We start from the raw sequence: 24901 nt of genomic DNA, 5'->3' as shown, positions 1-24901 counted from the left end.
GATGACAACCGTTTTCGCCATATTTTGTTACTTTTAGCGGGTTTGATTTTTACAAAAAATCAACAAACGCCGGGGCCACGCTGGCCACGGCGTCTGATTACGCGGCGCGCGCCGCCGGGCGGGAAGCCCAGCTAAACAGCAGCACCGACAGCGTGGCGCAGATAAAGATCGCCCCGACCATCGGCCAGGCGCTGGTAAAGGAGATCGTCGACAGCAGCGCACCGGCCAGCGCGCCGACGCCAAAGCGCAGGGTGCCCGCCAGCGATGACGCGGTGCCGGCGATATGCGGAAACTCGTCGAGGATCACCGCCATCGCGTTAGACGACACCATCGCCACGCAGCCGATAAACATCGCCACGCCAAACACCAGCGCCAGGAAACCGAGATCAAGCGCGCTGACCACCACCAGCCACAGCGCCATCGAGAACTGCACCAGCAGACCAAAGCGGAACATCACCAGCGGGCCAAAGCGGCGCACGCAGCGGCTGTTCAGCAGCGTCATCAGGAACAGGAACACCACGTTCAGCGCGAAGTAGTAGCCGAAATCCTGCGGGGAAATATGGTTCAGCTCGATGTAGACGAACGGCCCGGCGTTGAGAAACGAGAACAGCCCGGCAAACGAACAGCCGCTGGCCAGCATATAGCTGAACACCCGCCGGTTGCGGAACAGCGTCAGGAAGTTGCCCAGCGTGGTGCGCAGGCTGAAGCGCTGCCGCCGCTCTCTGGGCAGCGTCTCTTTGATCTGGGTCACCACCAGCAGCGTGGTCACCACCGCCGCCGCCGAGATGGTCCAGAAAATCGCGTGCCAGCTCCACAGCAGCAGCAGCCAGCCGCCGACGATCGGCGCCAGCAGCGGGGCGACGGTGGTCACCAGCATCACGAACGACATCATGCGCGAAAACTCCTCTTTCGAGTAGCTGTCGCGCATCAGCGCGCTGATCACCACGCTGCCCGCCGCGGCCGACAGGCCGTGCAGAAAGCGCATGTTAATCAGCTGCTCGATGCTGTTGGAGAGCGCACAGGCCGCCGCCGCCAGCGCAAAGATCAGCGTGCCGGCGGCGATCACCGGCTTGCGGCCAAAGCTGTCGGCCAGCGGACCGTAAATCAGCTGCCCGAGGGCAAAACCGAGGATATAGGCGTTGAGCGTCATCTGCACGCTGCCCGCCGACACGCCATACTCGCGGGCGATCTGCGGCAGCGCCGGCAGGTACATATCGATCGACAGCGGCATCAGCATCGCCAGCAGGCCGAGGATCACCACCAGCCCCACCGACGAGTTTTTTGCCGGCTCCGGCAGCGTCTCTTTCATCAGCGTGGCAACCCGACGCTGGCGATCTCGTCTGCCGTCAGCGCGCGGTATTCGCCCTCCTGCAGGGAGGCATCCAGCGCAATCGCGCCAATGCGCTCGCGGTGCAGCTCCACCACCCGGTTCCCCACCGCGGCGAACATGCGTTTCACCTGGTGATAGCGCCCTTCGCTGATGGTCAGCCGCACCACGTGGTCGCTGACCTGTTCAAGGCTGGCCGGTCGGGTCAGCGTTTTTTCGTTATGCAGCTGCACGCCTTCGGCAAACTGGCGTTCGGTGTCGTCGGACAGCGGCTGCTCCAGCGTCACCAGATAGGTTTTTTCACATTCGTGGCGCGGCGAGGTGATGCGGTGCGACCACTGGCCGTCATCGGTCATCAGCACCAGCCCGGTGGTGTCGATATCCAGCCGTCCGGCCGCGTGCAGCTTGTACGCGGTGGGTTCATGCAGGAAATAGAGCACCGTCGGGTGGTCCGGGTCGTCGGTGGAGCAGACGTAGCCCACCGGCTTGTTCAGCATAAAGTAGCGCGGGCCGTGCTGCTGCTGCAGCGGATTGCCGTCATAGGCTACTTCACTGTCTGCAGGTACTTTAAACGCGCTGTCGCGTACCACTTCACCGTCAATGGTGACGCTGCTGGCGCGGATCAGTCGCGCGGCGATAGCGCGGCTGACTTCCAGCTGCTGGGAAATAAATTTATCAAGTCGCATTAACTCTGCACTGCCTGTTATTGGAATCTGAACCGGACGAATATCGTCTGATGAGGTGTAAGCGTTCTGCTTATCCGGGGAAGCAACAGTATAGCCTGACTCGCCGCTCAGGCACAGGGGGTAACCTGCCCTCTGTGTGGATTCGTGGCATAATAGGCCAAACCTGCGCAAATTGAGTGTTCATGTCTTTTACGTTACGCCCCTATCAACAGGAGGCGGTGGATGCCACCATCGCCTACTTCCGCCGCTCGGCCGAACCGGCGGTCATCGTGCTGCCTACCGGGGCCGGTAAAAGCCTGGTGATCGCCGAGCTGGCCCGCGTGGCGCGCGGCCGGGTGCTGGTGCTGGCCCACGTCAAAGAGCTGGTGGCGCAGAACCACGCGAAATATCAGGCCTACGGCCTGCAGGCGGATATTTTCGCCGCCGGCCTACAGCGCAAAGAGAGCCAGGCGAAAGTGGTGTTTGGCAGCGTGCAGTCGGTGGCGCGCAACCTGGCCGCGTTTGACGCCGAATTTTCACTGCTGATCGTCGACGAGTGCCACCGCATCAGCGACGCCGACGACAGCCAGTACCAGCAGATCCTCGGCCATCTCAGAGCGCGCAACCCGCAGCTGCGCCTGCTGGGGCTGACCGCCACCCCCTACCGGCTGGGCAAAGGCTGGATCTACCAGTTTCACTATCACGGCATGGTGCGCGGCAGCGAGCAGGCGCTGTTCCGCGACTGCATCTACGAGCTGCCGCTGCGCTATATGATTAAACACGGCTTCCTGGTACCGCCGGAGCGGCTGGACATGCCGGTGGTGCAGTACGACTTCAGCCGCCTGCAGGCGCAGGAGAACGGCCTGTTCAGCGAAGCCGACCTCAACCGCGAACTGAAGCAGCAGCAGCGCATCACGCCGCACATCATTGCGCAGATCGTCGAATTCGCCCAGAAGCGCCAGGGGGTGATGATCTTCGCCGCCACCGTGGAGCACGCCCGCGAGGTGCTCGGCCTGCTGCCGGAGAGTAAAGCGCTGATCAGCGCAGGAACCCCGGGGCCGGAGCGCGACGCGCTGATTAGCGCCTTTAAGGCGCGCGAGCTGCGCTACCTGGTCAACGTGGCGGTGCTGACCACCGGCTTTGACGCGCCGCACGTCGACCTGATCGCTATCCTGCGCCCTACCGAGTCGGTCAGCCTCTATCAGCAGATCGTCGGCCGCGGGCTACGCCTGAGCCCCGGCAAACAGGACTGCCTGATCCTCGACTATGCCGGCAATCCGCACGACCTGTATACCCCGGAAGTCGGCGCGCCGAAGGGCAAAAGCGACAACCAGCCGGTGCAGGTGTTCTGCCCCGGCTGCGGTTTCGCCAACACCTTCTGGGGCAAAACCACCGCGGACGGCACGATAATCGAACACTTTGGCCGCCGCTGTCAGGGGGTGCTGGAGGATGATGACGGCCACCGCGAACAGTGCGACTACCGCTTCCGTTTCAAAAACTGCCCGCACTGCAACGCGGAAAACGACATCGCCGCCCGCCGCTGTCGCGAGTGCGACGCGGTGCTGGTAGACCCGGACGATATGCTGAAGGCCGCGCTGAAGCTGAAGGATGCGCTGGTGCTGCGCTGTGCGGCGATGCAGCTGGAGGCCGGCCGCGACGAGCACGGCGAATGGCTGAAGGCGCGCTACTTTGACGAAGAGGCCACCGAGGTCAGCGAACGCTTCCGGCTGAAAAGCCCGGCGCAGCGTACCGCCTTCGAACAGCTGTTCCTGCGTCCGCACCAGCGCGCGCCGGGGGTACCGCTCGGCTGGCAGACGGCGGCGGATATCGTCGCCCTGCAACCCCTGCTGCGCCACCCGGACTTTGTGGTGGCGCGCAAACAGCGCCACTTCTGGCAGGTGCGCGAAAAGGTGTTCGACTATCAGGGGCGCTATCGCCGTGCGAATGAGTTGCGTTAAAGCGACCGGCGTGATGTCAGCCAGTGAGCGCAGCAACAGGCAACCCTGACCCACCGCGCCGCAGATATCCCGTCAGTCCAGGGTATTAAGGCGGCTTTGCGGTTGTTATCTCGCGGCTATGCGGCTATAATGCCGCCCGCTTTTACCGGGATTTCCCGGCGAAAGTTGAACAATCAACCTGCTGATGGGTCGCCTTTAGCAGGAACAAAACTTAAAGAGATTTTAAAATGTTCACTATCAATGCTGAAGTACGTAAAGAGCAGGGTAAGGGTGCGAGCCGCCGTCTGCGTGTTGCTAACAAGTTCCCGGCTATCATCTACGGCGGTAACGAAGCAGCTGTTGCTATCGAACTGGACCACGACTCCGTAATGAACACCCAGGCTAAGCCAGGTTTCTACGAAGAAGTGCTGACTCTGGTTGTTGATGGCAAAGAAGTTAAAGTAAAAGTGCAGGCTGTTCAGCGTCACCCGTTCAAGCCAAAACTGCACCACATCGACTTCGTTCGCGCTTAATCGCCTGACCGAAACTGATGTAGAAGAAACGCCGCTCTGCGGCGTTTTTTTTGCCGGCTGCTCACTGGCTTACCGTTCAGCGCCGCTCAGACCGCGCACCTGTTCGGCACGGCCTGAGCGGATAAGGCAGATTATTTACCGCTGGAGCGGCGCTGCAGCTGGTCGCGCAGGTTCGGCGGCGTGCCTTTGATGGTCAGGGTATCGGTGGCCGGGTCCCAGAAGATACGCTCGCCTAACAGCATCGCGTCAAAGTTCAGCGTCAGCCCGCCGCCGCTGCCGGCAAATTTGGTCAGCTGGCGCAGGGTGCTGCGGTCGGCCGGGAAGGTCTCTTCCAGCTCGTAGCCCTGCTCGGCGGTAAAGGTCTGGAAGCTCTTCTCCCCCCACGGCGGCAGCTCGTCGGACAGCCCCTGCAGTTCAATCTCCTCCCCCGCCTTCAGCTGCTCGTTACAGTAGCTGTGGACCTGCTGACGGTAGTTCTGCCGCTCGTTCTTATCCAGGCTGACCTCGGCGCAGTAGTCGTCCACCGCCTGCAGCAGGCCACGGTTCTGCGCTTTGGTATCCAGCCCGACGCTGGCACCGAGGAAATCCATAAAGAAATCGGCCACCTTGCGCCCGACGCGGCCGCGCAGGAAGGTCAGATAACGGGTCGACTGCGGATTGGTTTCCCACTCGGTGAGATCGACGCGCGCCACGATATCGGCGTGGCTGATATCCAGATAAGCGGTGCTGCTGATGTCCAGCTCTTCGTTGACGCGCATGCTGTTCTGGCTGCTCAGCACCGCAATCAGCAGGTACTCCACCGCCAGATAGCGGTAGTGGCCAAACAGCACCACGCCGCCTTCGGCAAACGGGTATTTCCCCAGCTCGTCGCGCAGGCGGGCGCTGGCGGCGCGGCTGAAGGCGAGAAAATCGTCCTCGCCCTTACGGCAGTTGCGCAGCGCATCGGCCAGCTCGCTCTCTTCATTAAACAGGCCGTAGGCTTTGCTCTTGGCGCTGTAGACCCGGTGCAGCTCGTCCATCATCTCGCTGACGGCGGCGGTGGACGGCAGCAGCGTGTCGCGCAGCACCAGTTCAAGGGTCTGTTCATCGCGCTTGATCAGCTGATGAAGGGCAATCTGGTCGATATCGACACTCATGGGAAACTCTCCTGTAGGCAAGGGCGCGTATTCAACCATCCCGCGCGATTACAATCAACCACCACAACATTACCTGTCGCTGACGATAAAAAAGCAGAAAAAAACCCGCTGTTACGCTAAGATACCGCCTTTTCCTTCTTAGTAAAATTGACGCTATGCCACAATCATCCCGTTACAGCGACGAACGCGTGGAACAACTCCTCGCAGAAATGGTACAGGTACTGGAGAAAGACCAGACCCCTACCGATCTTTCCCTGATGGTGCTGGGAAACATGGTCACTAACCTGATCAACACCAGCGTTGCGCCTGCGCTACGCCAAACCCTGGCCAATTCGTTTGCCGAGGCGCTTAAGTCCTCGGTGCGCGACGATAAAGCCCACTGATAAGACGACGCTGATCCTGATATGGTAACAAACCAGCAGCGCTACCGTGAAAAAGTCTCCCAGATGATCGGCTGGGGGCACTGGTTCGCCCTGTTTAACATCATCGTTGCCTTTATTCTCGGCAGCCGCTATCTGTTTGTTGCCGACTGGCCGGCCTCGCTGGCCGGGCGCATCTATGCGTTCACCAGCTGGATCGGCCATTTCAGCTTTATCGTCTTTGCCGCCTATCTGCTGGTTATCTTCCCGCTGACCTTTGTGGTGATGTCACAGCGGCTGCTGCGCTTCCTGTCGGCGATTTTTGCCACCGCCGGCCTGACGCTGCTGCTGGTCGACAGCGCGGTGTTTGAGCGCTTCCACCTGCACCTTAATCCGGTGGTGTGGGAGCTGGTGGTCAACCCCGACCAGAGCGAGCTGGCGCGCGACTGGCAGCTGATGTTTATCAGCGTGCCGGTGATCTTCCTGGTGGAGATGCTGTTTGCCACCTGGAGCTGGCAGAAGCTGCGCAGCCTCAACCGCCGCAGCTTCGGCAAGCCGCTGGCCGGGGTGTTTATCACCGCCTTCTTTGCCAGCCACCTGATGTATATCTGGGCGGACGCCAACTTCTACCGCCCGATTACCATGCAGCGTTCTAACCTGCCGCTGTCGTACCCGATGACCGCCCGCCGGTTCCTCGAAAAACACGGCCTGCTGGACGCGCAGGAGTATCAGCGCCGGCTGGTGCAGCAGGGTAATCCGGAAGCGCTGTCGGTGGCCTACCCGCTCAGCGAAATCACCTACAGTGACAAAGGCAGCGGCAACAACCTGCTGCTGATCACCGTTGATGGCCTGAACGACGCCACCATGGCCACCGCGCTGCCGAACCTGACGCGCTTTGCCGAAAACAACGTGCGTTTCAGCCAGCACTTCAGCTCCGGCAGCAACGATGACGCCGGGCTGTTCGGCTTGTTCTACGGCATCTCCCCCAGCTATATGGACGGCGTGCTCTCGACGCGCATGTCGTCAACGCTGGTCAGCGCGCTCGGCCACCAGGGCTACCAGTTTGGGCTGTTTGCCAGCGACGGCTTTACCTCGCCGCTGTATCGCCAGGCGCTGCTGACCGACTTCTCGCTGCCGGCCGGCGGCGCGCAGCCTAATGCGGATACCACCCGCCAGTGGCAGAACTGGCTGGAAGGCCAGGCGAAAAACAGCGCGCCGTGGTTCTCCTACCTCTCCTTCTCCACACCGGAGGGAGCAGAGAACGATAAGCAGCAGGAGCGCCGCTACGCGCGCGGGGCGACGGCTGTCGATCAGCAGATTCAGGCGGTGCTGACCACCCTGGAGCAGAAGGGCCTGCTGGCCAATACCGTGGTGGTGATCACCGCCCGCCACGGCGTGGTGCTGGACGGCGAAGCCAACCCGGGCAACCGCGCCACGCGGCAGGTGCCGCTGGTGGTGCACTGGCCGGATACCCCGGCGCAGACCGTCACCCGGCTGACCGAGCATCAGGATATTATGGCCACGCTGATGCAGCGCCTGCTGCACGTGAATACCGCAGTGTCCGACTACAGCCAGGGTGAAGACCTGTTCGCCGCGCGCCGCCGCCACGACTGGGTGGCCAGCAGCAACGGCCACCAGCTGGTGGTGACCACGCCGCAGGAAACCCTGCTGCTGGACAACAACGGCGGCTATGCGGCGTGGAACCGCGCCGGCGAACCGTTAAAAGACCACAAGCCGCAGCTGACCCTGCTGCTGCAGGTGTTAACGGACGAAAAGCGCTTTATCGCCAACTGACTGACTAAATATAAGCCAGTCAACGATTTAGCCCCTTGATTTCGCAGAACGGTTGAGTAATATGAGGGGCAGATTTCGGCACGTAGCGCAGCCTGGTAGCGCACCGTCATGGGGTGGCGGGGGTCGAGAGTTCGAATCTCTCCGTGCCGACCAAAACGTTTAAAAAAGCAGCCTGTTAAGGGCTGCTTTTTTTATGGTAAGAGATGCCAGCTCCATTTTTATCTCTCTTTTTTATTGACTAAAAATCACTCAAAGCTGTTAACGATAACAACATGAGGGGCAGCTATCTGCTCAGGGAGAACTGGCTTATCCTTCTTACGAAAAGGTAGTTGCCAAGGAAAAGATATTGATGTAGCTTCCGCCGCCGTTCAGCGTGTTTCTCTTTCTCGCGATGATTTTTATTTCATCTTCCGTGCTGATAATGCCGATCTCTTTGCGCGCCAGCAGCGCCTTCTCTGCACGTATCGCGCCCCGACTGTGGCTGCGCAGCTCAAACCCTTACCGCACTTGTGCCTTTCACTGTCCACCACCTGACCGCGGTTCAGCAGATTTTTGCTGTCACGTTAAAGCATTAAAATGACATTTCCCCTGCATCAAAGATCGGTACACCACATCACGCCGGTTTAAAAAAACAGGCTACTTTTTGGGACGAATAAGTTTCCCACCTAATTCTTCAAGCGTGGCTTTACCGTCGAATAGCTTCTGACATCTATTCTTAATCTCATCGTCTCCGAGTGAAGCATCAAAGACTACCCTTTTGTTTTTCCTGATATCCCAGAGTCCAGGAAATGAATCTACAAAACAACTGAGATAAACAGGAGAAACATACTTGCCATCTAATGAAATTTTACCACCATACTGGTTATCGCCTACACCAAAAGGAATATCGCTATTTTTTCCACTAAAAAAACCCGGGCCTGATAGTAAGTTTTTATTACTGCCAAAGTTCGAAACTATAGCTGTATACGATAAAACCCTTACATCATTCAGTGCAACTAACAGAACCAGTCTTTTATCGAAATTTATATCGACAATGGTATCCAGCTTATCATCAGACTGCGGTATTTTATGAAGTTCTATACCATCTTCAGAACATCGAATAAGCTCATCGATTGACAAGTATTTATTAGTTGGGTAGATAAGCAACCCTTTTTCATCGTTGGTAATATCTATATACCCTCCGGTATTAAATCTATCTTCCCAGTTGTTTATTTTACATAAGAAATCCCCCCTCCCGTTATCATTAACAACATGGATGATGGAGCGTTCTTTTTTATCCATATACATCATGAAATCACTATAATGAATGACATTATTAGCACTGGCAGAGTAGGATATAAAAAGCAGAGTGGAAAGTAACGATTTACACTTCATCACTGAGAATCTCCTTAGCAGTCTTGGTGGTTTTTTTCCTGTCTTTAATACCAATGGCACCTCCATTAATTGCTCTGGTAACACTATCAACAACGTCGTTATCATCCCGCGACGTAACTTGATCAGAATCCATCACTTTTAATGTTTTATTTTTGAAGCACACGATATAAAACGCACCGGTATCAATGCAGTTATAGGGGTTTTCCGTCACTTTTTGTGGATCATCTATCTGAGGGGGCCTTTTAACCATCCCGTGAATGTTTTTTCTCCGGTACTGAGGATCTGTCCACCATGAGGCATCAAAACTGCTTTTTGATAACCATCCCCGGTATACCCAGTAGCTGGAGTAGGTATCCAGCCCGGTAAGCATTTTAAACCCACGCCCGCGAAACTTCTGCGCATCCACATCTCCGCAGTTACCATTGCGCCAGCTGTAGGAACTGGCTATAAAACCCCCGCTTCGATTATATTTATCACCAGAGAAATAGACATCCATTTCGGAAGCTATCGCACCATACCAGTGACCGAGTTCATTTGATTCATTTTTTTTAGAGTCATCTATGGTATCTCCACCAAAGTGCCTCCCATTTTCTGTAAGCTGTATCTGACTGTTTTCCTGCATAGAGCATAAATAACCTGACTCGACAGCCCCCTGCCCCAGGAAATGGCTTGCTCTGTTGAAGCCGGTAATGTTGTACTTTCTCATGACTACATTTATTGAAAAAAGATATTCTTCCGACTTATTTTTTATTTTTTTGATTTCATCTTCGCGCCTGACACTTGTAGTCGACGTCATTATTCTCTCAATCACCTCACACTCCAGCCATCCACATTTCCTGAAATGTGCGATAAACCGCCTCGGGTCAAAATGCCAGACCCGGCCCGTTGGTATCTCTGCGCAGTTCTCCAGCGCCAGTGCTTTCGCCAGCGCCACCAGTGAGCCCCAGTCCTGCCGGCTCATCGGCTCTTCCAGCACGGCGTTGGGCTGCTTCAGCCAGCCGTAGCGGCTTTCCACCGTGTCGGTGTCCCACTCCAGCGGGAAATGGCAGATCGTGCGGCTCAGATCCATACGGCCGGAACCCAGTATCGTCGGCGAACTGCACTGGCTGTTGCTGTCCTCGTCATCATCCACCAGTCTCCAGCCCGCCCAGTGCGGAAAATCCGCATCGCTGTATTTCTTTATGCTTTCCGCCGCCAGGTTGACGATGCCTTTTCCCTCCGGCGTATTGATGGTTCGCCACAGCGGCGCATCCGCCGGAGACAGCGTTTCATACCGGGTGTTGATCACCCGGCCAAAGCGCAGCAGCTCATAACCGGCGCTCGGGCTGCCGGGATAAAGCTTGAGCGCATTTTTGTACAGGCCGTATTCATATTCCGCCCCGTCTGCGTCGGTCAGCGCGTCGCCCACCTCGTCGTACTGAAGCGGGTCGATAACGTTCTGCCTGCGGGTTTTCATGATGCAGTGGCCGCCGCCCAGGGTCATTGAGACGAACAAATCAGCCGCTGTCGTCCTCAACGGTTCATCGCTGCTTTGCCCCGGCACCGCGCCGTAAACCGGCGTTCCGGCCGGAATGTAAAAGTGCATATCGCCGTAACAGGCGGTGGTGCGGCCATTTTTGCTCAGATCCAGCTCCGGAGTTGTGCGCCCGGTTATCCGGGCAATGTTCCCGTCGTCGCAGAATATCTGGAAGTGCACGCCACTCCTGTCATCCACCATGCCCACCGTGCCCAGCGGGGATTTGCGTTTCACCCGCTGGCCGGCGGCCACCGACGGAGCAAGATCCTTGATATGCATATACAGAGAGTACCAGGTGATTTTATCCTCCGGCTGGCTGCCGGTTTCGGCCACGTGCCTGATCAGCACGTAGCCGTTGTCGGTTTTGCCGTTGTAATTCAGGGGCGGATGCTGGCGTTTTGCGATATCAGAATGGCGGAATGAGACGATCCGGCCGTCGGCAATCGCGCGCAGCATCTCAGGCCGGCTTCCCGAATCCGCATGCCGGAGATGGATACCGCCATGCCAGGAGCGGTGCGCGTTCAGCGGATAGCCGCGCCGGGGATCGACCGGCATCATGCGCTCAATCCACGCTTCATCCGTTTCTGAATCACTTTTTATGCGCAAAAATGGCGGGCTGATTAACATGGGTACACTCCTTTGTTATGAAACGAAGAATTTCAGAGAGGGATCTTTCGCTTTCTCAGGCAGTTCGTGCAGCGGCTCATTTACACTGTGCCTCTGCTGCCGCTCATAGTGCCCCGCCCGGACGCGGTGATCCCCGAGCGTGGCGGACTCGATGGCGTTGGCGTCAATCGTGATGTAGCTTCCGCCGCCGTTCAGCGTGATTCTCTTTTTCGCGATGATTTTTATTTCATCTTCCGTACTGATAATGCCGATCTCTTTGCGCGCCAGCAGCGCCAGCAGGTCGTTCTGCGCCTGTATCTGTACCGGACCCTGGTTGGCGGTGAGCCTGATCCCCATCTTCCTGACGAACACGCTCAGCGCCTGGCCCACCCCGATAAACAGGTTTTTCACCACGCTGATGTCCGCGTGCTTTCCGGCGGTGGCCGTCAGGTTTTCGTCCGCCGTCAGCTGCAGACTGTTCCCGCTCACCAGCGCCATGCCGTCCGGGGCGCTCATCAGGATAACCGACTGCTTCAGTTCATTCAGACGCTGCTCCAGCAGCGCTATCTGCGCCTGCAGGCTGGCCGGACTGCCGCTGGCGGCCTGCGCATCATCGGATATCCCCTGCATCTGTGCCTGCGCGCCCTTCAGCAGGCTAATCGCCGCCTGCATCTCCCGCTGCTCACCCTGCGCCTTCGGCTGGCCGTCGGCGGTGATAAACAGTCCTTTCTCCGCCCGCAGCGTGCCCCAGCTGTCGCTGCGCAGCTCAAAGCCTTCACCGCGCTTCTGCTTTTCGCTGTCCACCATATGCCCGAGGTTCAGCTGGCTTTTGCCGCCGTACTCGGTGCTGAGCTTGATATGCTCCTGGCCCGCCGTGTCGTCGAGGCGCAGTTTGTTGTTCTTCGGCGTGCGCAGCACGTTGCGCCTGTAGTTGCGGATGGTGACGTGGTCGCCGTGCGCCGAGTCGTGCAGCACCCCGGCAATATACGGCCGGTCCGGGTTGCCGTGCTCAAAGGCTATCGCCACCTCGGTGCCCGCCAGCAGCGGCAGGTGCAGGCCGTAGGTGTCGCCCGCGTAGGGCCGCGCCTGGCGCACCCACAGGCTTTCAAAGCCGGTTTCCCAGCCCGCGCGGTCAAACAGCATATTCACGCGGTAGCGCCCGTCGCGGTCAATGTGGCCGTAGGTGTCGTTCACCGTGGTGCTGGTAACGCGCGCCGGTAACGTGCCCGCCATCACCGGGTGCGGGGGCGGTTCAGGGCGGAAGCCGTAGCGGTTGCCGAGCGGGATGCCCTCAAAGGCGGTTTCAAAGCTGCGGTCGCGCCGGGCGGTACAGGTGATGGCGGTGACCAGCACGCCGCTGCGGAACGCCCCGCTGACCTCCTCACCGCCGCTGACCGTCAGCTCGCAGCCGCAGGTCAGCTGCGGGCAGGTGGTGAGCGCGGAGACCCGCGCCTGGCCGTTCAGGTAGCGCTCGTGGCGCAGGCGGGCGTGGAACGCGCCGCTCTCGGGTTCCGGATGGGGGCTGTAGCCGTCGCCCGGCGTCAGCCAGTTGTCGGCCCAGTGGTAAGACTCGCCGTAGGTGGTGTCGTCGCCGCCGGTGACGTCCGCCTGCACGTTCATATCTTCCAGAGCGTTGCGGTAGTTATAGTCGCGCCCGCTGACGCTTTTCTCCACCACCGCAAAGCGGCTGGCGAAGCCCCACGCGCAATCCGTGGCGGCATCGTGCATGCCGGAGGGCGGTACGGCGGGCAGCGTCAGCCCTTTAACGTGGCCCTGCTTACCGTCGTAAAACGCCACCACGTCAATGTGCAGGCGGGCGTCGGGGGTGAAGCGGAACCAGATGCCGACCTCCCCCAGCAGGCGGGTGATAAACGTCAGGTCATCCTCGCCGTACTGCATCACCTGCTCGCGCGGCGGGTAGGCGTTGTTGAGGGTGAAGACAAAGTCCTGGCCGCGCATTCCGTGGCGCTCGCGCAGGATTTTCTCCACGATCTGCGGCACCGACATCTGCTGGTAAATGGCGTTCTGGCGGCTGCGCGACAGCAGGGCGAGCCGCGGCTGCAGGGTGACGGCGTAGTGGGTCTGGTCGGCGGAGGTGCCGAAACGTTCGAAACCGGTGACCACGCCCTGCACCACGCGCACCGGCTGCTGCACCTTTATGCCCCGGCCCTGGTCCGGCGGAGCCTGTAAGGTCAGCGAGGCGGGTTGCATCAGCATCGCCTCGCGGGTGATGGCGGGGTCGGCGCTGGTGAACTCAATGCGCCAGCGGAACGGCTCGCTCAGGCGCTCTTCGCCGCTAAACGCCAGCACGTCGGGCTGCGCGTCGCAGCCGCGCACCGCCAGCAGATGGTGGCTGTGGCTGAAAAAAGAGACCGGGTTGCTGCTCATGATGATGTCCTTATGTTTTGCTGCCGGAAGTCAGTGACAGACACGCTACCGCCCTTCGCTGTAAACCCGAGCGCGCGGGTCGACGGCAGGCTTCCCATTTTCTTACTTATATGCCCCCCATTGAGGTCAGATCAAACATTTACATGTGCTTCTCTAATCTCACTATAAGAAGAAATATTCATGTTTATTCCTTTAAAAATGGTGTTAGAAGCAAGTATTAAGCACACTTTTTTTACGTGTACACTGGTGACTATATAGTGAGCAGAACAACATAATCAATATGCAAATTGATAGAATGTGATCTGATTTATATAGGAATTATCTTACATTCGGGGTATGCAGATTGAGAAAAACAGAGAGTCGGCCAACTGAATAAATCCGAAAAATGAACAAAGAGAGCTGCTCAGCGATGTCCTGATAGGCTTCACTTCATACATATAATGAAATAATTTTAATGGATAACTAAAATGATAATCACTCATTGTGATTACATCAACTTCAGGTCTGTTTCGGAGATAAGTTACTGCGAATTTTGTTGTAGTCTTCTCCCCTGACTACCTGTGTCATGCATTTTATGTCATTGGTGACTGCTGCGGGCAGGGCTGGGTTTCGGGATTGAGTGCAGGAGGATGATCGTCACCTGTATCGCTCGCTTCAATCTACAAATTACGTTTGAGTTCACAAACGGCGATGCGTATGTCGTCAGCGATGAGGATTATCAATGATAAAAATACACCCCCCTCCACTACCCGGCGTCTGGTTTCCTGTCAGCCTGCCGTGTCGCCGGAGATGGCGGTAAACTGGCTGAAACACTGAAGTGAGTCAACCAGACAATTATACAGCCCCTAAAAATTGGTCAGGGTCATTTTCAGAAGTCACTCCGCAATAACTTCATTAGCAGACTGAGAAGCCAGTCAAGACACCGGGTAATCCCCAGCATAGTGGCAACGGTCACCACGAACTTTGACAACTCAGCGGGAGCGGCATACCACCCTGACAGAACCTGTACCCCGTTCAAAACGACACCGGCTATCAGTACTGATAAGGCAATAACTATCAGGCGGGACAGGCTGAACGTTTTGTATACCTTATCAGGTGTGTTGAGAATTTTTACCATGACCGGCTTCCAATGTAATCTCCTAAAAAAACCAATTAAAAAAATAGAATTATATTCCTAATCAGCACTCTAAGATAACAAGGGTAATTAAACACCACCTAATCAATAATTAATCTCAAAATTTAATCAGCGTCACATTATCTGAAAACTATTATAATAACAGGTCACACATCAGTGCTTTTGGCTAAAAGTACAATATAAATATAGATTTCACCCTGAATAAGCGAGAGTGTAAGTGTTGATCACCAGCTGGCACGACGCCGGTAACGAAGTTGTTTGGGATGCCATAACGCTCTCATCACCTGACATCTCAATACTTCAGTTCCATTGCCACTAGCGTAATGGTGGCGTACAACGGCGGGTAAAAACGTTAAACAACTTCATGGCGAATGCCCATACCACTTCCAGCAATTCCTCCGCCAAAAGCATAATCCAGGCCATTTGGGTTCCCTCTGTCAGACAAGGTCGTCCTCGGGTACGGCCGCAAGCTATCCGGGTCGTCCCGGATACGGCCTGAAGGGGATACATCTAAAAGGCTGTAAGATTGCCAGCCATCAACTTGATTTGATAAGTTTAAGGTCTGCTTTACGGCTTCTCTTCAGAACATCGTAAAAGTTTTCGTGAGAACCTAAACTTAGCAAATAGAGTTCTATCTTGCTTTCCACCCAGCTATAGCCCAACAACATCTGCTGGCTGTTTACTGAAAATTTGTGTACCCGCAGGTAGGAGAGGTCGCCTTTCTTTTGCTCTCCTACCGTCGGGTTTTCGATGATTTTTTCTATTTCATCTTCAATCAGCATCAACGAATCCTGATCAAATCGCTCCAGGCTTTTCGTGAAGCGATTGGTTTCGTACACATCAATCTGTGACTTTCTTTGTTCTGCGCACATATTTCTTTACCTTATTGTTTTCGACCTCACTTTGAGCGAGCAAAATCTCCCAGATAAAGCTAAACGGCAGGTCAGGGTTATCTTCAGCAATGCGCCCTATTTTTGCCCAGTATTCAATCTGTTTAGGGATGCTTCGGCTCGCGGCCTCGGCATGAACTTTTACATCGCTCACGAAGTCTTCATCAAGACGGACGCTGATGGCCATAATTTTTACTCCAGTAGCTCTTACTAACAACATGAACAGCAAGTGCGTTCGAAAAGTATAATGAGGTAACCTGGGGGGAAGCGGCTTGGCCTGGAACGAATCAGATATGAACATTGCAGGAGATTCAGTAAACCAGGCTAAGCGATGCAACCATCCGCACCTTTGCTCACATACGGTTACGAGAGATTACGACATTTAAGTGCATCAAGCAACATTTTGTCGCGTAATACCACCCTCTTCCAGAGAGCAGATAGCCTGTGCTGAAGATGAACTGATGGGCTCGCCTCTCATTCAAAATCCCTTCAAACCACGTGCTGCTCAACCGTTTATCAGCGTGCTGCTGAACTCTGCTCCCGGCATCATCTCCGTCAGGCCATCGGTGAGCATTTTTCCTGCCGCGTGTAACTCTTCCAGCGGCATCGCCGGCAGGCTTTCCAGAATAAACCACATCTGCGCATCTTCGGCGCACAGGCGGGTACGGATCCCCTGCCGCCAGTTCCAGCGGCGGCAGGGGACGCCCGCGTCGTCGCACCACACCACCTCCCCCGCTTCCGGGGACTCCAGCGCCGCCATGCTGCCGTCGCGCAGCACCCGTTTGCGCAGCGCCTCTGCCGAGCAGGGGGTACGCTTCGGTTTAGCGCCAAACTGGCGAAAGGCCTCTCTCATTCCATCAGCACTTCTCATTTGACTTAAAGAGCTTTCACAGACAATTTTCTTTCCAGACGGATTCTGTTCAGGAGTAGGATAACCGCTCGATACCATCACGGACCGAGGGGTTATTGAATGCCAGTCAATGAACGCATTAAACCGACATCAGGCACCCCTATTATGCCCGGCGGAGTCAGGCAGCTTACGATAGGTGAAATCGCTCTGGCGAGAACGCTGTACGGTGACAGCATTCGTTACAGCAAGGTGTGGGTGCACAGAGAAAGCTATCTGCCCTTCAATTTAATGCCTGTTGATATCGCCATGAGCCCTAACGGTGAAATGTGGTACAGAGAAGGAACTTATTCTCCCGATTTCTCGTTAGAACAACAATTAGTAAAAAAACACCGATTCATGCATGAAATGATGCATGTCTGGCAATCACAGAAGGGAATGTTCGTCAGAACCAGAGGGTTATTCTCTCGTTTTGCTGATTATAGTTACCATTTAGAAAAAGCAGATCTTTTTCACTATGGTTTAGAACAGCAGGCCAGCATTGTTAGTGATTACTGTCTACTTCTCAACTATGGTTTCAGCGATAACAATTACCTGCATGAGTATCTGGATTATAATCGTGAAGAGTCTACTTCTTCACTGATTAAAAGATATAAATCAGTTCTGAAAGGCTTCCCCGGATGAAAAATATCATTATTATAACACTTTCATTAATGTTAACCGGCTGCCCGGGTGGACCCAGAGCCCCTCACCCCAGATCCGTATTTATTAATGGCGACAATTTATGTTTCAGTCTGAATAAACATGATGTGTTGAACTACTACACAATAACATCCACTGAAACGGGTGACATTAAAACAATCAAATCATCAGGAGATAAAAAGCTGAATTTATCTTATCCGGAAAACTGCATAACAATAAAATGGAAGTATGGCTACAGCTATGTGATAAATTATGGACTCAATGACAAGAAATACACTCATGATTTTTTCATTGATAACAACGGACAATTAACCAACACAGGAGGTTTATGATGTCATTGCCCGCATATTTGTTTCTGTATGATGAGAGTGGAACACAGATAAAAGGTGATTGTATGGTACAAGGGAGGGAAGGTGCTATCGAAATAATGAATAGCAGTTTTGGTGTCAGGCAGAGTGTAGATAGCCATAGCGGTAACTTGACCGGCACACGTCAGCATGACCCCATTACAATCCACAAGCAACTCGATAAAATAAGTCCTTACCTTGCGGTCGCTGTTTGTGAATCAAGACGATTACAAAAAGCAGTTATTCAGTATTATGAAACAATTGAGTCTGGGATAGAGTCAATGATATATGAAGTCAGATTAGAGAACATCGTCATTTCCTCCGTTGATTTCACACATGTCTACTATCCTGGTAGTTCCTCTCCTAATATGCATGAGGTTGTAGGAATCAGGTTCAAAAGTATCGAGTGGTACTATAAAAAAGGCAACATTACCTACTCTGATTCGTGGATGAAAAAAAAGTGAATATCTCCTTCCTGCATGTTTGAAGTGTGTCGTGAGCTCCGGGATACTACTGTAGTAAATCCGGGCTGAGAGCAGAGAAACGTGGTTATCGGTAATGACCAGCATCGATTAGCCAGTGTGGCGCATAATGATGTCCTTGCTTAACATGCTCAGCCTGCAACCGCCAGCTGACTTTGTCACATAAAATAAAACAGGAGTCGCCATGTTTACCGGCCTTAGCGCTTTCCCCCTGACGCCGTTTAACGCGCAGGGCATTGATGAAGCGGCATTTATCCGCCTGCTTAACCGCCTGACCGCCGCCCGCGTAGATTCGCTGGGGGTGCTGGGGTCGACCGGCAGCTACGCATATCTGAGCCGCGAACAGCGCAGCCGTATTGCCCAGGTCGCCAGGCAACATGCCGGGGAGACGCCGTTAATGGTCAGCATCGGGGCGATTAGCACCGAACAGGTACTACATCTGGCCGACGACGCGCAGCGGGCCGGGGCAGATGCCCTGCTGTTACCGGCGATGAGCTATCAGAAACTGACTGATGATGAGGTATTTGGCCTGTTTGAGACGGTGACGCGCTATGTCTCGGTGCCGGTCTGTGTTTATGACAACCCAGGCACCACTCACTTTACCTTCTCCGACGACCTGCACGGCCGGATTGCCGCCCTGCCCGGCATTGCGTCGGTGAAGATCCCCGGCGTGCCGCCAGCGGCAGACGACGCCGCCGCACGGGTAAAGTCGCTGCGCGATCGGCTGCCGGGCCGGGTAACGATTGGGGTAAGCGGTGATGCCTTTGCCGCTGCCGGGCTGAATGCGGGCTGTGAGGTCTGGTACTCGGTGATGGGCGGCCTGTTCCCGCACGCCGCAAAAGCGCTGACCGACGCCGCCGCGCGCGGCGACCGTGCGCAGGTGGCTGAACTGGGCGCACGGCTGGAGCCGCTGTGGGCGCTGTTCCGCCAGCACGGCGGCAGCATCCGGGTGATCGCCGCGGCGGCCAGCGCGCTGGGCCTGACCGATGCCGACTGCCTGCCGCGCCCGCTGCTGCCGCTGGCAGCAAAGGATAGGGAAGAAGTGGCGCGGATTATTACACAGCTGGAGCTGGCCTGATCTGTTGCCGCTGCCAGCCACAGACCGGGAAGCAGTGGCGCGGATTATTATTCAGCTGGAGCTGGCTTGATCTGTTGCCGCTGCCAGCCACAGACCGGGAAGCAGTGGCGCGGATTATTATTCAGCCGGAACTGGCCTGATCTGTCGCCGCTACCTGTTTCCATTCAGCCCGCTGCACCCTTATTCGATACGCTTTGCCTCGTTCGCCCGGTAGCGGATAAACTCAAAGCTGGCGGGCTGACGATGATAAACCGCATCGACGCAGGCGATGCCGACAAACGAGCCGGTGAACTCGCCGTACTGACTGTATTCGTCGGAGAACAGCGCCGCGTCGTAACGCTGGCCGACCGGCTGATAGTGCACATCGTCGGTGGACCAGCTGAAGCCCATCTGTCGGCCGTCGATTTCCAGCCGCAGGTAGAGTTCACCGTCGGCCGGGTGGGCGCAGAGGTGGCGATCCTCCCTTTTCAACCCGTTATCCAGATGGACAACCGACAGTTCGGCCGAACCCGCGCGCTCGTCGAACGTTTTCTGCAGCAGCAGCCAGTTCATATTGTCGTAGTAGAGGATCAGCCCGGCGCTGTGCTGGAAAACGGCGGGTGAGAAATCCATGCGGGTGGTGACGGTGGCGTCCAGCGCGGTCAGCTTGCGCGCCAGCAGGCTGACCCGGTTTTCGGAACAGAGCGACTCCTGGCCGCGCAGCGTTACCCAGCCCGGTTTCACTGCGGTATTGGCGAAGGTCTCCGCCGCGATGCGCGGGGCGTAGAGGTGGATATCCAGCGGGCCGTCGTCAAAGCGGATCGCCCGATCGACGATCTCCGCAGGCTGTGGGCCTGCCACACCGGGAATATCAATCCAGTCGCGGGCGATATTGCCCCCGCCCGCCAGCCGCAGCCAGCCGTCCCCGGTCCAGTACGCTTCCTGAATCGCCGTTTCCCGCCCCAGCGGGCAGCACAGCTCCGGGCGCAGCGGGCGGCCGCACAGGTGCACCATATACACCCGGCCATCGTCGCACTCAACGTAGCTGGCGTGCCCGGCCTTCTGCAGGCCGGCATCCGGGTTAAAGCAGCCGGCGCGCAGGTAGTCTTTATCAAAGGCCGCCGCCGAGGTTTTGTCGATCACCAGCGGCGTATGCAGCCGGTCGGCGCTGGCCGAGGTGAGGATCGGGTTCTGCGGATCTTTCTCATACGGCCCGAGCACGTGGCGGGAACGCCCCATGGTGACGCAGTGGCCGTAGCCGGTGCCGCCTTCGGCGGTCATGATGTAGTACCAGCCGTTGCGTTTGGTCAGGTGCGCCCCCTCCGCGCCGATCTCGCCGTCGCCGGACCAGATGCGCTGCGGGAAACCGACCGTTTTGCCGCTGGCCGCGTCATACTCCACCACGCTGATCGCGCCGCTGTAGCCGTCGCGGGTTTCCCAGTCGACCGCCACCACCCATTTACGTCCGTCGTCGTCGTGCAGGATCGAGGCGTCATAGCCCGCCGAGTGCAGGTAGACCGGCTCGCTCCACGGCCCTTCAATATTCTCTGCGGTGATCAGGTAGTTATCGACGTCAAAGTAGCGCCCGTTCATCGAATTCATCACGCCGTACAGCACGTAGAACAGCCCGTCCGCCTCACACCAGGTGAGACAGGGTGCCCAGATGCCTTTGGCGGATCGCAGTTTCGTCAGGTCGGCCTGAGCGGAGGTGGTGATGACATGAGTTTTCAGCGTCCAGTTGCCCAGGTCGGTAGAGTGCCAGATCGGAATGCCCGGGAACCACTCGAACGAGGAAACGGCAATATAGTAGTCATCGCCACGGCGGCAGATCGCCGGATCCGGGTTAAAGCCTTTTAAAATCGGATTAGTGATAATCATTGATGCCTCACTCTTATTCGTTAACGTTAACTGACTTTTGCCAGGCCGGTGCGCACGCCGTTATCACTGCGGTAGCGGCCGATAATCAGCACCAGCGCCACCACCAGCAGCGCCGGGTAAAGGGTGAAAATCAGCCGGATGGTATGCACCGCGTCGGCGCCCTGCTGCGTTGCACCGCCGGTGTAGCCGCTCCAGGCCAGCAGCCAGCCGATCAGCGCGCCGCCCAGCGCGATGCCCAGCTTGATAGCGAACAGGTTAGTGGAGAAGACGATGCCGCTCAGCTTGCGGCCGGTCTGCCGCTCCAGCACGTCGACCACGTCGGAGAGCAGGGCCCACTGCAGCGGGGTGGCCAGCAGCTGAATAAAGTTAATCGCCACGATCAGCGCCAGGATCACCGCAATCGAGCCAGCGGGAATAAAGTAAAGGACCGCCAGCAGCACCGCTTCCAGCAGCATACAAATTTTAAAACCTTTAACCTTGTCGTAATTTTTAAAGAAAATCCCGGAGCACAGCGCGCCAAAAAAGGCCGCCACAATACTGACGGTTAAAAAGGTGGTAACCAGATCCGGGCGGCTCAGCACATAATTACAGAAATAGATCACCACGCCGGCTTTAAATATCACCGCCACCAGGTTCACCACGTTAAGAATAAATAGCGACAGCCACTCGCGGCTTTTAGTCAGTACCGCAATATCCTGCCAGACGCTGACGCGGCTGGTTTCAGGCGGGCTGATATATTTCTCGTGGGTCAGCCGGTAGCAGACCAGCAGCAGCACCGTGCCCAGCGCGCCGATCAGCACCATAGCGTGGAAGTAGCCCTGCTGCAGATTGCCGTGGCCCAGCCAGGCCACCAGCGGCAGCGCGGCCAGCGAGACGATCAGCCCGCCGCAGGCGCTCATCGCAAAGCGCCACGACTGCAGCGAAACGCGCCCGGCCGAGGTCTGGCTGAGATTGTTGATCATCGCGCAGTAGGGCACGTTGATGGTGCTGTAGAGCAGCGATAGCAGGGTGTAAGAGACGTAAGCGTAGGCCAGCTTACCGCCGTAGGAGAGGTCCGGCGTGTAGAAGGTCATCATACAGACCAGGCCAAAGGGTACGGCGAACCACAGGATCCACGGGCGGAACTGCCCCTTCGCGGTTCGGGTGCGGTCGGCCAGCGCGCCCATACCGATATCGAATACCGCATCAATCACCCGCACCGCCAGGAACATGGTGCCCATATGCGCCGGTGATAAACCGTAAACGTCGGTATAAAAATAAGCCATAAACAGCATAATGGTTTGCCAGACCAGATTACAGGCGGTATCCCCTAAACCATAACCAAACTTATCTGCACGCGTCAGTGTCGTTTCCGTCATTTTAAGCCTCGGTACCTGGAGAATATTATTTTGATTGTTTTTCTGGACGCAACAGCGCCGGCAATAAGATTATTGCTTTCCCCTGGGGGAGTCTGTATAAAATGGCGCGCGGGATATAAGAAAGGTGAACCTGATGCGTGATGACAATCCCATTTACGAAAATATAATTCTGTCTGACCACCGTTTGTTTTATCTGCAGAAATACGTGCTGCCTGACTACGCCGGCGAAGTTATCCCCTCGCACTTTCATTTTATGCCGGAAATAATGTGGTTCCGCCAGGCGGGCGGCAGCTTCACCATCAACGGCGACTGTTATCCGTTAAAAGACAATACGCTGGTTTACATCCCGCCGCTGATCCCCCACGAGCTGCAGCTCGACGCCGCCGCCCTGCACTACCGCTATCTGCTGCAGCTGGAGGACGATCTGCTGACCGGGCTGGCGGTCACCGGCTACCCGCAAAAGCAGAGTATCCCGCTGTTGATGGTGGTGCCGGAGCCGCTGGCCGGGCGGCTGGAAACGCTGTTCGCCTGGTGTGACGGCTATCAGCAGTTCCCGGCGCAGCAGGTGCTGTTTCGCAAAGCGCTGTCGCTGCTGCTGGAAGAGATCTTTCTGCTTACCCCCCAGCGCCACGACGGCTGGCAGAGTGAACGGCCCGGCTTTATGCACGACCTGCTGCAGGTGCTGCAGCAGATGGAGCGGGAAAACCGCTTTGAACTGGGTACGCTGGAGGCCGCGCAGCGCTGCGGCGTGTCAAAGTCCTACTTTTCCCGCCGTTTTAAAGCCCACTTTGGCATGACGTTTAAAGAGTACCTGCTGGTGAGAAAGCTGAAGTCGGCGGTGGGGCTGCTGCTGGCCGGTGAACGTAAAATCGCCGATATCGCCGAGGCCACCGGCTTTACCGACAGCGCCTATTTCACGCTGAAGTTCCGCACGCTGATGGGCTGTACGCCGACGGAGTTCCGGCTGCAGGCGGCGGGCGATCGCGGGGGAAAGGCGGTTTATCCGCCCCACGCGCCCGTCACGGCTAATGACTTTTTTATTAGCGCGAATGAATAGTCCGTATCTTTTTTAACCTTAATTTTACGCCAGCGTCCTGACCCCTGCTCAGCGTGGTGGCGCGGGGCTTGCACGGCGAAATCTGCGCTACGTGCCCCTTCCGGGACGTCGGTTCAGCTCAGACTAAACCCGTCATCCCCTTAAAGTCCCTGCTGGCGGCAGCCCGGTGACTGCCACACCCGCCGACAAAACGGGAATAAAAACGCGTGCGCTGAATCACAATGTCAGGTTCTGCAATATTTCTGTCACAAAAGCATCATATGCTGGTACTACACTTGAAGAGTCAAACGTTTAACGGAATTGAATAATCATGACAACCGTCAAGGCAACAAACCTGAAAGATGCGGAAGAGCTGCTCCACTCCGGGATCAACAAAGTCGAACTGGCTTACGATATCGGCAGCGACGACTTCTTCCGCCTCGCCAGCCGCTGGTGCGATCGTGGTGCGAAAATCTCCATGGGCCGTGATCATTTCGTGGTGTCGATTAAAGGGATGAGCATCCCACCGAACCACTAAGCCCCGGGATTTTGAAAACTGGCTGCTTACCTGTTTAAATAGCGTCTCAATCTGAACCGGTAAGTGGCTATGCACGCTGTCAGTCTTTCCGTCTGCCCCCCTTTTCTGCCGTCCGCCCGGCTGCAGCCGCTGGATTATGCCCCCGGCGTGATGCTGCTCGACGCCCGTTTTTACCCCGAGCATTTTGACGAATCGCTGTTTCAGCGCTTAGCCATTCCCGCGCCGGAACAGCTGCGCCAGGCGCTGCGCAAACGGCGGGCGGAGTATCTGGCCAGCCGTTACAGCGTGCAGCAGGCGCTGGCGACCTTCGGCATCGACGGCTTTATCCTGACCAGTAACGCGGCGCGCGCGCCCGTCTGGCCGGCCGGCCTTGGCGGGTCGCTGTCGCACAGCCATAACCGGGTGTGCGCGCTGTTCACCCGCGATAAGGATCGGCTGGTCGGTATCGACTGCGAGCAGGTGATGGCCGGGGCCACGGCGCGGGAGATGGCGGAGATGATCGTTAATCCGGCCGAGCGGCAGCGGCTGATGGCGCTGGATCGCCCGTTTCATCAGGCGCTGACGGCGGTGTTCTCGGTCAAGGAGAGCCTGTATAAGGCGGTCTGGCCGCATTTGGGGCAGTTTATGGAATTCAGCGATGCGGAAGTGGTGGCGGTCAGTGCGGATTGCCGGCAGATGCGGCTGCGGCTGACGCGAAACTGGTCAGAGACGTTTTATCAGGGGCGGGAATTTCAGGCGCGGCTGGTGTGGCAGCCCGATGAGGTGATGAGCACCGTCATCGGGTGGCACAACGACAGGCCGGATTAGTCACGCGTCTGATGCTCCCGTAAGGCGGGCAGGTCGTGCAGCTCCACGCCGTACAGTTCCACCATCGGCATCATCGCTTCCACCACCCGGCAGCTGTCCAGCGTCATCATGCCGGCCGGTACCTGAAAATAACGGGTAAAATGCAGCCATAAACCTTTCATCGGTGACTCCTCAGTTTTGCGGGCGGTT

Annotated in this window: 23 protein-coding genes, 1 tRNA gene and 1 pseudogene; 12 read left to right on the top strand and 13 right to left on the bottom strand. The window is 56.7% G+C overall.

Annotated elements, in window-relative coordinates:
* Positions 1–97: 97 nt before the first annotated feature.
* Positions 98–1309 carry a Bcr/CflA family multidrug efflux MFS transporter gene (locus GKQ23_RS08690; protein WP_212410345.1) on the bottom strand — a complete coding sequence of 404 codons (1212 nt, stop codon included), beginning with the start codon at positions 1307–1309 and terminating at the stop codon, positions 98–100.
* Complete coding sequence (gene rsuA / locus GKQ23_RS08685) at positions 1309–2013, bottom strand: 16S rRNA pseudouridine(516) synthase RsuA (protein WP_056233433.1); 705 nt, start codon at positions 2011–2013, stop codon at positions 1309–1311. The genes GKQ23_RS08690 and rsuA overlap by 1 nt, the downstream gene beginning before the upstream one ends.
* 182 nt (positions 2014–2195) lie before the next feature.
* Between rsuA and GKQ23_RS08680 the strand changes: the two genes are divergently transcribed.
* Both GKQ23_RS08680 and rplY read left to right on the top strand, forming a co-directional pair.
* Entirely contained in the window at positions 2196–3950 is a 1755-nt protein-coding gene (locus GKQ23_RS08680) for a DEAD/DEAH box helicase (protein ID WP_212410343.1), read from the top strand.
* A gap of 227 nt (positions 3951–4177) precedes the next feature.
* On the top strand, positions 4178–4462 hold the full coding sequence (gene rplY, locus GKQ23_RS08675; RefSeq protein ID WP_056233438.1) for a 50S ribosomal protein L25: 285 nt from the start codon (positions 4178–4180) through the stop codon (positions 4460–4462).
* A 131-nt stretch (positions 4463–4593) separates the two neighbouring features.
* On the opposite strand, the gene yejK is transcribed toward rplY, so the two are convergent.
* Complete coding sequence (gene yejK, locus GKQ23_RS08670) at positions 4594–5598, bottom strand: nucleoid-associated protein YejK (protein ID WP_056233439.1); 1005 nt, start codon at positions 5596–5598, stop codon at positions 4594–4596.
* Positions 5599–5753: 155 nt separating this feature from the next.
* On the opposite strand from yejK, the gene GKQ23_RS08665 reads away from it, so the two are divergent.
* From GKQ23_RS08665 to GKQ23_RS08655, 3 genes are all read left to right on the top strand, one after another.
* On the top strand, positions 5754–5981 hold the full coding sequence (locus tag GKQ23_RS08665) for a YejL family protein (protein WP_056233442.1): 228 nt from the start codon (positions 5754–5756) through the stop codon (positions 5979–5981).
* A gap of 21 nt (positions 5982–6002) precedes the next feature.
* Positions 6003–7751: an LPS biosynthesis-modulating metalloenzyme YejM gene (yejM, locus tag GKQ23_RS08660; protein WP_212410341.1), complete on the top strand. Its 1749-nt coding sequence runs from the start codon at positions 6003–6005 to the stop codon at positions 7749–7751.
* Positions 7752–7827: 76 nt separating this feature from the next.
* Positions 7828–7904 (top strand) — tRNA-Pro (locus GKQ23_RS08655).
* 189 nt (positions 7905–8093) lie between these two features.
* Here GKQ23_RS08655 and GKQ23_RS24170 read toward each other — a convergent pair.
* The 7 genes and pseudogenes from GKQ23_RS24170 to GKQ23_RS08625 all read right to left on the bottom strand — a co-directional run.
* A pseudogene (locus GKQ23_RS24170) lies at positions 8094–8201 on the bottom strand (DUF2345 domain-containing protein); the annotation flags it as partial.
* Positions 8202–8387: 186 nt separating this feature from the next.
* Positions 8388–9128, bottom strand: a complete 741-nt coding sequence (locus tag GKQ23_RS08650; RefSeq protein WP_212411983.1) for a hypothetical protein — start codon at positions 9126–9128, stop codon at positions 8388–8390.
* A complete protein-coding gene (locus GKQ23_RS08645) occupies positions 9115–11268 on the bottom strand; it encodes a M23 family peptidase (RefSeq protein WP_212410339.1) in 2154 nt (717 codons plus the stop codon). Before GKQ23_RS08645 ends, GKQ23_RS08650 begins: the two co-directional genes overlap by 14 nt.
* A 15-nt stretch (positions 11269–11283) precedes the next feature.
* A complete protein-coding gene (locus GKQ23_RS08640) occupies positions 11284–13635 on the bottom strand; it encodes a type VI secretion system Vgr family protein (protein WP_212410337.1) in 2352 nt (783 codons plus the stop codon).
* A gap of 1671 nt (positions 13636–15306) precedes the next feature.
* Positions 15307–15552 carry a type II toxin-antitoxin system RelE/ParE family toxin gene (locus GKQ23_RS08635; protein ID WP_371820127.1) on the bottom strand — a complete coding sequence of 82 codons (246 nt, stop codon included), beginning with the start codon at positions 15550–15552 and terminating at the stop codon, positions 15307–15309.
* A 58-nt stretch (positions 15553–15610) separates the two neighbouring features.
* Positions 15611–15847, bottom strand: coding sequence for a ParD-like family protein (locus GKQ23_RS08630; RefSeq protein WP_056239676.1), 237 nt, complete (start codon positions 15845–15847; stop codon positions 15611–15613).
* A 318-nt stretch (positions 15848–16165) separates the two neighbouring features.
* Positions 16166–16609, bottom strand: a complete 444-nt coding sequence (locus GKQ23_RS08625) for a B3/4 domain-containing protein (protein ID WP_371820207.1) — start codon at positions 16607–16609, stop codon at positions 16166–16168.
* 21 nt (positions 16610–16630) lie between these two features.
* On the opposite strand from GKQ23_RS08625, the gene GKQ23_RS08620 reads away from it, so the two are divergent.
* From GKQ23_RS08620 to GKQ23_RS08605, 4 genes are all read left to right on the top strand, one after another.
* The gene (locus GKQ23_RS08620) at positions 16631–17191 is read left to right on the top strand and encodes a type IV secretion protein Rhs (protein WP_212410328.1); all 561 of its coding nucleotides are present in this window, start codon (positions 16631–16633) and stop codon (positions 17189–17191) included.
* On the top strand, positions 17188–17541 hold the full coding sequence (locus GKQ23_RS08615; RefSeq protein ID WP_212410320.1) for a putative T6SS immunity periplasmic lipoprotein: 354 nt from the start codon (positions 17188–17190) through the stop codon (positions 17539–17541). Before GKQ23_RS08620 ends, GKQ23_RS08615 begins: the two co-directional genes overlap by 4 nt.
* Positions 17541–18020, top strand: coding sequence for a type VI secretion system tube protein TssD (locus GKQ23_RS08610; RefSeq protein WP_212411698.1), 480 nt, complete (start codon positions 17541–17543; stop codon positions 18018–18020). The genes GKQ23_RS08615 and GKQ23_RS08610 overlap by 1 nt, the downstream gene beginning before the upstream one ends.
* A gap of 202 nt (positions 18021–18222) precedes the next feature.
* Positions 18223–19116 carry a dihydrodipicolinate synthase family protein gene (locus GKQ23_RS08605; protein ID WP_212410318.1) on the top strand — a complete coding sequence of 298 codons (894 nt, stop codon included), beginning with the start codon at positions 18223–18225 and terminating at the stop codon, positions 19114–19116.
* Between the two features lie 180 nt (positions 19117–19296).
* Here the strand turns inward: GKQ23_RS08605 and GKQ23_RS08600 are convergent, their stop codons facing one another.
* Positions 19297–20973, bottom strand: a complete 1677-nt coding sequence (locus GKQ23_RS08600) for a glycoside hydrolase family 43 protein (protein ID WP_249168490.1) — start codon at positions 20971–20973, stop codon at positions 19297–19299.
* A 26-nt stretch (positions 20974–20999) separates the two neighbouring features.
* Positions 21000–22331: a glycoside-pentoside-hexuronide (GPH):cation symporter gene (locus tag GKQ23_RS08595; RefSeq protein WP_212410316.1), complete on the bottom strand. Its 1332-nt coding sequence runs from the start codon at positions 22329–22331 to the stop codon at positions 21000–21002.
* A gap of 184 nt (positions 22332–22515) precedes the next feature.
* Here GKQ23_RS08595 and GKQ23_RS08590 point away from each other — a divergent pair, with 184 nt between their 5' ends.
* The 3 genes from GKQ23_RS08590 to GKQ23_RS08580 all read left to right on the top strand — a co-directional run bounded on the left by GKQ23_RS08590 (position 22516) and on the right by GKQ23_RS08580 (position 24712).
* Positions 22516–23388: a helix-turn-helix transcriptional regulator gene (locus GKQ23_RS08590; protein ID WP_212410314.1), complete on the top strand. Its 873-nt coding sequence runs from the start codon at positions 22516–22518 to the stop codon at positions 23386–23388.
* 310 nt (positions 23389–23698) lie between these two features.
* Positions 23699–23905 (top strand): hypothetical protein, encoded by a 207-nt coding sequence (locus GKQ23_RS08585; protein ID WP_056239662.1) that lies wholly within the window; start codon positions 23699–23701, stop codon positions 23903–23905.
* 69 nt (positions 23906–23974) lie between these two features.
* Positions 23975–24712 carry a 4'-phosphopantetheinyl transferase gene (locus tag GKQ23_RS08580; protein ID WP_212410312.1) on the top strand — a complete coding sequence of 246 codons (738 nt, stop codon included), beginning with the start codon at positions 23975–23977 and terminating at the stop codon, positions 24710–24712.
* Here GKQ23_RS08580 and GKQ23_RS08575 read toward each other — a convergent pair.
* The gene (locus GKQ23_RS08575) at positions 24709–24873 is read right to left on the bottom strand and encodes a hypothetical protein (protein ID WP_200929794.1); all 165 of its coding nucleotides are present in this window, start codon (positions 24871–24873) and stop codon (positions 24709–24711) included. The genes GKQ23_RS08580 and GKQ23_RS08575 overlap by 4 nt on opposite strands.
* Positions 24874–24901 lie beyond the last annotated feature (28 nt).

The sequence above is a fragment of the Erwinia sp. E602 genome (assembly GCF_018141005.1).
GTDB lineage: Bacteria > Pseudomonadota > Gammaproteobacteria > Enterobacterales > Enterobacteriaceae > Erwinia.
The sequence above is the reverse complement of the archived record's forward strand: the minus strand, read 5'-3'. Positions and strand labels throughout refer to the sequence as shown.